Below are 5746 nucleotides of genomic sequence, written 5' to 3' on the forward strand. Positions count from 1 at the left end.
GTGAGTAGCTTTGATCGGTTCTCACTGACCATCCCACGATGGCTCCTCACATCGACAATCCGACGCTCAGAACCCGGGAAACCACACCACCACCCGGGACGCCACCATCGCTTGCAGGTGCGGCAGATCGTAGCCACCGGCGATGGGGTGTTCGCGAAGCGCACCCATGCGGGCACCGATGAAGTCGGCCTCGGCGTCTTCCCAGTCGTCGTAGTCAGCGACGCCGAACGGTTCAGGCGGTGCGGGCGGCCAGGCGTGCGCGGGTGCGGGCCGCGATCACTTCGACAGCCTCGTCCACGGTGATCTCGCCACGTACCTGGCGGGCGAGTCACGGGAGCCGTTCCCGATGCCCGCATCGTCCTTGTCGGCAGTCGCCGCGCCTTCGCCCACACCGCGTCCAGGTGAACCCCGAACCGGCGCGCCAGCGCGTGCACGCTCACGCCCTGCACACGGGCCGGGCGCATAGGCCGGCGATCCCATACGCTCGACCCATGAGCCGCGAGACGGAAGCACGCAACAGGCGCCTGCTGCGTGCTCGTGATGCGATGGATCGCACCTATGCGTCACCGCTCGACGTGCGCGCTGTGGCCGCCGTCGCTCACGTCTCGCCCGCGCATTTCAGCCGTATGTTCCGTGAGGTGTTCGGAGAGTCGCCGCACCGCTATCTGCAACGGCGACGGATCGAGCGGTCGATGTTCCTGCTCCGTGACACCGAGCCGACGATCACCGACATCTGCTTCGACGTCGGCTTCGGCAGCGTCGGCACGTTCAGCCGAACGTTCAAGAGCATCATTGGGCTGACACCGAGTGCCTACCGCGCACAGAACACCCCGATGTCCACCCCGCACTGCGTGTAACTGGCCACCCTGCGACCGGCCGACCTGATCCCAGCGAGCGAAGTGCGCACGTTCGGATAAGCCACCAGGTCCAGTCCTTCCGTACGTTGGAATCATCGTGGAAGACAGGAGACCCGCAGCAAGATGATTACCGGAATGAACGTCGTGACCGTCTACGTCCTCGACAAAGAAGAAGCCCTCGACTTCTACGTCGACAAGCTCGGCCTGGAGAAAGGCAACGACGTGCAGCAGGGCGAATACCGCTGGCTCACCGTCCGCATCCCCGGCGGCACCGGCCCCGAGATCATGCTGGAAACCCCGGGCGCACCGATCCATGACTCCGAGACCGCCGAACAGCTCCGCGAGCTCATCGCCAAGGGCGCACTCGGGAGCGGGCTCGTGCTCCTCGCCGATGACGTGCGCGCCACGTATGACCTGTTGCGCGAGCGCGGCGTCACCGACTTCACCCAGGAGCCCACCGAACACTTCTACGGCATCGACATGGGCGTGCGCGATCCGTCCGGCAACGCCATCCGCATCCAGCAGCAAGGCAACTGGGCCTCATAGCGGGCGCGTCCCTGCGGCGGTTGCACGCAGGGACACGCCCCTGTCGACTCAGCGATCGGCAGGCGCCTCGTTCGCTCCGATGTGCGTGAGGAGCGCGTCCCGAACGAATGACGCGCCTTCGACGCCGCCGTAATTGGCTGCGAATCGCTCGTCGGCCACGTACATCTCCGCGAGGCCCCGAACGTAGGCGTTGAGGTCGCCGCCCGGCTCGGCGGCCGGGGTTCCGGGGACGCTGCGAAGCCAGTCGATGTGCCGGCGCGCGAGTTCTTGTGCCGCAGGCGAGTCGGCGGTGATGTCCGCCGACTCTGCCGCGGCGAGCCAGTCCCGACCGAGTTGCTCGACCCGATCCGTCCAGTTCCGGCGCTCCTCGTCGCTCATGCCGCGCCACCAGGCGTCGGAGCGTGCGTAGGCGTCCTTTCCCCAGCGTCGTTCGACCTCGTCCTTGTGCTGGGTGTGGTCGAAGCCGTCGAACATGGTCTCTGCCATGAGTTCTTCCCTTCCTTTCAGGGCGGTGATGGTGTGCTCGACCGCGGCGATCTGCCGGGCGAGCCTGTCCTGCTCCTGCCGCAGCAGCGACAGGTGGGCGGTCAGCGCCGATGCCTCGTCGTCCTCGTTCGCCAGGACATCGGCGATCTGCGGGAGAGCCAGCCCGAGCTCGCGCAGCAGCAGTACCCGCTGCAGCCGCACGAGCGCGTGCTCGTCGTAGTAGCGGTAGCCATTGCTCCCGATCCGGCTGGGCGGCACCACGCCGAGCTCGTCATAGTGACGCAGGGTTCGGCTGGTGGTGCCGGCGAGCCGGGCTATCTGCTGTATCGACCACTCCATGCGAGTCACGCTAAAGGTTCCCGTTACGTCAATGTCAACCGCGCCCGGAAGCCGCCGACTCGACCCGCGGTCGCCCGTTCCCGCAGCGTTCCACTGCGCCCATCGATTTCACCGGCATCCGCCCTGGTCGTCTCCGTCGCCCGCCTGCGAGACTGACGGCATGGCAATCATCGAGAACTCGAAGCTCACGGTCGTCGGCGCGGGGAGCGTGGGATCGAGCGTCGCCTACGCGGCCCTCATCCGCGAATCGGCACGGCATGTCGCGCTGTACGACATCGCCGCTGAGAAGGTCGAAGCCGAGGTGCTCGATCTCGCGCACGGCACGCAGTTCACCGGCTCGAGCGACATCATCGGCGGCAGCGACCTCTCGGTGGTCGAGGGCTCGCACGTCGTCGTGATCACGGCCGGTGCGAAGCAGAAGCCGGGGCAGACGCGCATGGAGCTCGCCGACGTGAACGCGGGCATCATCCGCGCGATGATGCCGCAGCTTCTCGAGGCGGCTCCGAACGCGATCTTCGTGATCGTGACGAACCCGTGCGACGTGCTGACCGTGATCGCGCAGGAGGCGACAGGCCTCCCGCCGGAGCGGATCTTCTCGTCGGGCACGGTGCTCGACACCTCGCGGCTGCGATGGCAGCTCGCCCAGCGCGCCGGAGTGTCGACCGGCAGCGTGCACGCCTCCATCGTGGGCGAGCATGGCGACACCGAGTTCCCGCTGTGGTCGCACGCCTCGATCGGCACGGTCCCGATCCTGGACTGGTCGACACCCCAGCATCCGCCATTCACCCTCGACGAGCTCGGATCGATCGCGGTCGACGTGCGGGACGCGGCGTACAAGGTCATCCAGGGCAAGGGGGCGACCAACTATGCGATCGGCCTGTCGAGCGCGCGCATCGTCGAGGCGATCCTGCGCGACGAGCATGCGGTGATGCCAGTGAGCACGGTGCTGCGAGACTTCCACGGCATCGACGGCGTTGCGCTCTCGGTGCCGTCCATCGTCAGCGCGGCAGGAGCCGTTCCGGTGCGGAACACGCCGTTCTCGGATGCCGAGCTCACGCTGCTGCGGCGGTCCGCCGACGCCCTCGATGCGGCGGTCGAGGAGCTGCGATGAGGATCGTCATCAGCGGATCGTCCGGGCTGATCGGATCGGCCTTGCGCCGGTCGTTCGAGAGTGACGGCGTGGAGGTGAGGACGCTGGTGCGCCGCCCGCCGCGGGGTGCACAGGAGATCGAGTGGATGCCGGGGGAGAGGCCCCTCGATCCCGATGTCCTCTCCGGCGCCGATGCCGTCATCGCGCTGGGCGGTGCGAGTGTGGGGCGCCTGCCGTGGACCCGCCGCTACCGTGCGGAGCTTCGTCGCTCCCGCATCCTGCCCACGCGCACCCTGGCGACGGCTCTGCGGGCGCTCGGCGCCGATGCGCCGGCGTTCGTCTCGGCGTCGGCGGTGGGCTTCTACGGCTCCGCACCGGGCGAAGAGCTCACCGAGGCGGCGCCGGAGGGCGACACGTTCCTCGCGCGGATCTGCGTCGAATGGGAGGACGAGGCCCGCCGGGCGGGGGAGAACGTCGCCCTGGCCCGCACGGCCCCCGTCATCCACAGCCGGGGCGTGCTGAAGCCGATGATCCGGCTCACGCGCCTGGGGCTGGCAGGGCCCCTCGGCGGTGGCGGACAACTGTGGCCGTGGATCTCCCTCGAGGACGAGGTGCGGGCGCTGCGCCACATCGTCGATGCGAGGATCACCGGCCCGGTGAACCTCGCAGGGCCGGTGCCGGCCACGGCGAACGAGACCGGACGCGCTCTCGGGCAGCGCCTGCACCGCCCGTTCTGGCTGCCAGCGCCGGCCTGGGCGCTCCGGCTCGGCCTGAGCGCCGATGCCGCCGACTCGCTGCTGCTGGCCGACGCGCACGTGCGCCCTGCCGTGCTCGAGAGCACCGGGTTCGTGTTCGCGCATCGCACGGTGCAGCAGGCGATCGCCGCCGCGCTCTGAGTCGGCTCCCGCCTCAGAGCTTCTCGAAGACCAGCGTCGCCTGGATGCGGTCGCCGCCACCGAAGCCGGTGCTCCCGCCCGACGCGGTGGTGATCGTGTGCAGGCGATAGCCGAGCGCGGCCTGCGCGTTGATGGCGTGCTCGAGCTCGGTGAGATTGCCCGACCCCGAGCCGAAGAACTTCTCCTTCAGCACGACCTGCAGCACGACGTACGACTGGCCCTGGGCCGCCGGCCGCGGCTGCGCGCCCGCCACAGCATCCGCCTTGGCGCGTTCGATGAAGCCGTCGAGCCCCGGTGCGGGGGGAGCCGACGGTTGGACGTTCTCGGTCCAGTTCTGGCCGTCCCACCAGCGCTGCGTCCCGCTGCCGTCGTCGTACCATCCGGCCTGTGTCGTGCTCACGGAAGCCTCTTCCCCTGTCGGTTCGTCATGCCTGAGGTCGACATGAGCTGATCGGATCGTAGCGTGTGGCGAGGATGCGAGCTGCGGCCGAACCGCGGTATCCAGCAGGAGACCTGCTCGCGGTACTCCTCGAACTCCGCGCCGAAGCGCTGGGCCAGGTCCGCCTCCTCCTGCGGGCGGACGAGGAAGTTCCAGACGAGTGATCCGCACAGCGCATAGGCGACGACGAGCCAGGATCCGAGCATGAGGCCGACGGCGACGCCCTGGGCGATGTCGGCCACGGCCATCGGATTGCGCACGCGGCGATAGGGTCCGCTGACCACGAGGCGGCGTGCCATGTGCGAGGGCAACGGCGTGCCCTCGCCATCGAGGAGCATCGTCGAGGACGACCAGATGCCCAGCGCCGAGGTCGGCACGAACAGCACGGCACCGGCGATGCGCACGCCGGCCGGGAACTCGAGAGCGAGCATCCACCGGTCCTCCAGCGTCGCTATGCCGAGCGGGAGCGCACCGAGGAACAGCGCCCAGAAGAGCAGGATCTGGCGCGCCACCCGCGCGGCGAGCCGTGTGCGCCCCTCGTCGCCGGCGGCGCGGAACGCGAACGGGCCGCGGACGATCCACTCGACGGGGGCGCGACCGCACACGACGATCACGCCGGCGGCGGTGCTCCCCATCGCGGCGAGCACCATGAGCAGCGCACCCCACCCCGCCAGCGTCGTCAACGTGGCGTAGACGGCCATCCCCGCGGCGACGAGCAGCGTCCATGGGACGACGATCCACGCCGCCCAGCGCAGGCCGCACGTGACCAGCACCGAGGCGAGCACGAAGAGCGGGATGTCGGCGACGGCGACGAGGGCCGCGGGCAGCCCGCCCAGCGTCGCCCTGCGGACCCCGTCATCCGCGAACACGAGGATCCACCAGAGCGCTCCTGCGAGCGCCTGGACGCCGAAGTACACCCGGGCGAGTCCCGGGGTGATCGCGATGCCGGCGACGGCGATGCGGTCGATCTCAGCCCTGATCCACCGTGTTGGGTGGGTGGCGGGCTGCGTGTTGTGAAGTGAAATGTCCTTCTGGTCTGGGAAAATATTGATTGTCTAGGTCAATGTTTGCCAGTCCGGAAGGACATCTCGTA

General features: G+C 68.9%; 7 protein-coding genes. 4 read left to right on the top strand and 3 right to left on the bottom strand.

The annotated features are described in order from the left end of the window. Positions 1 to 491: 491 nt before the first annotated feature. Both QM568_RS01400 and QM568_RS01405 read left to right on the top strand, forming a co-directional pair. On the top strand, positions 492 to 857 hold the full coding sequence (locus QM568_RS01400; RefSeq protein ID WP_415135063.1) for a helix-turn-helix transcriptional regulator: 366 nt from the start codon (positions 492 to 494) through the stop codon (positions 855 to 857). 135 nt (positions 858 to 992) lie between these two features. Then, positions 993 to 1403 carry a VOC family protein gene (locus QM568_RS01405; RefSeq protein ID WP_415135065.1) on the top strand — a complete coding sequence of 137 codons (411 nt, stop codon included), beginning with the start codon at positions 993 to 995 and terminating at the stop codon, positions 1401 to 1403. Between the two features lie 48 nt (positions 1404 to 1451). On the opposite strand, the gene QM568_RS01410 is transcribed toward QM568_RS01405, so the two are convergent. Next, positions 1452 to 2228 carry a MerR family transcriptional regulator gene (locus QM568_RS01410; RefSeq protein ID WP_415135067.1) on the bottom strand — a complete coding sequence of 259 codons (777 nt, stop codon included), beginning with the start codon at positions 2226 to 2228 and terminating at the stop codon, positions 1452 to 1454. A gap of 160 nt (positions 2229 to 2388) precedes the next feature. Between QM568_RS01410 and QM568_RS01415 the strand changes: the two genes are divergently transcribed. Both QM568_RS01415 and QM568_RS01420 read left to right on the top strand, forming a co-directional pair. Next, a complete protein-coding gene (locus tag QM568_RS01415) occupies positions 2389 to 3339 on the top strand; it encodes an L-lactate dehydrogenase (protein WP_415135069.1) in 951 nt (316 codons plus the stop codon). Beyond that, positions 3336 to 4214 carry a TIGR01777 family oxidoreductase gene (locus tag QM568_RS01420; RefSeq protein ID WP_415135071.1) on the top strand — a complete coding sequence of 293 codons (879 nt, stop codon included), beginning with the start codon at positions 3336 to 3338 and terminating at the stop codon, positions 4212 to 4214. Before QM568_RS01415 ends, QM568_RS01420 begins: the two co-directional genes overlap by 4 nt. A gap of 13 nt (positions 4215 to 4227) precedes the next feature. Here QM568_RS01420 and QM568_RS01425 read toward each other — a convergent pair whose 3' ends face one another. Together QM568_RS01425 and QM568_RS01430 are read right to left on the bottom strand one after the other, a co-directional pair. Next, positions 4228 to 4614, bottom strand: a complete 387-nt coding sequence (locus QM568_RS01425; RefSeq protein WP_415135073.1) for a DUF2510 domain-containing protein — start codon at positions 4612 to 4614, stop codon at positions 4228 to 4230. Continuing rightward, positions 4611 to 5570 (bottom strand): methyltransferase family protein, encoded by a 960-nt coding sequence (locus QM568_RS01430; RefSeq protein WP_415135075.1) that lies wholly within the window; start codon positions 5568 to 5570, stop codon positions 4611 to 4613. The genes QM568_RS01425 and QM568_RS01430 overlap by 4 nt, the downstream gene beginning before the upstream one ends. Positions 5571 to 5746 lie beyond the last annotated feature (176 nt).

It is taken from the genome of Microbacterium sp. (assembly GCF_047607465.1).
In the GTDB taxonomy this organism is placed as follows: Bacteria; Actinomycetota; Actinomycetes; order Actinomycetales; family Microbacteriaceae; genus Microbacterium.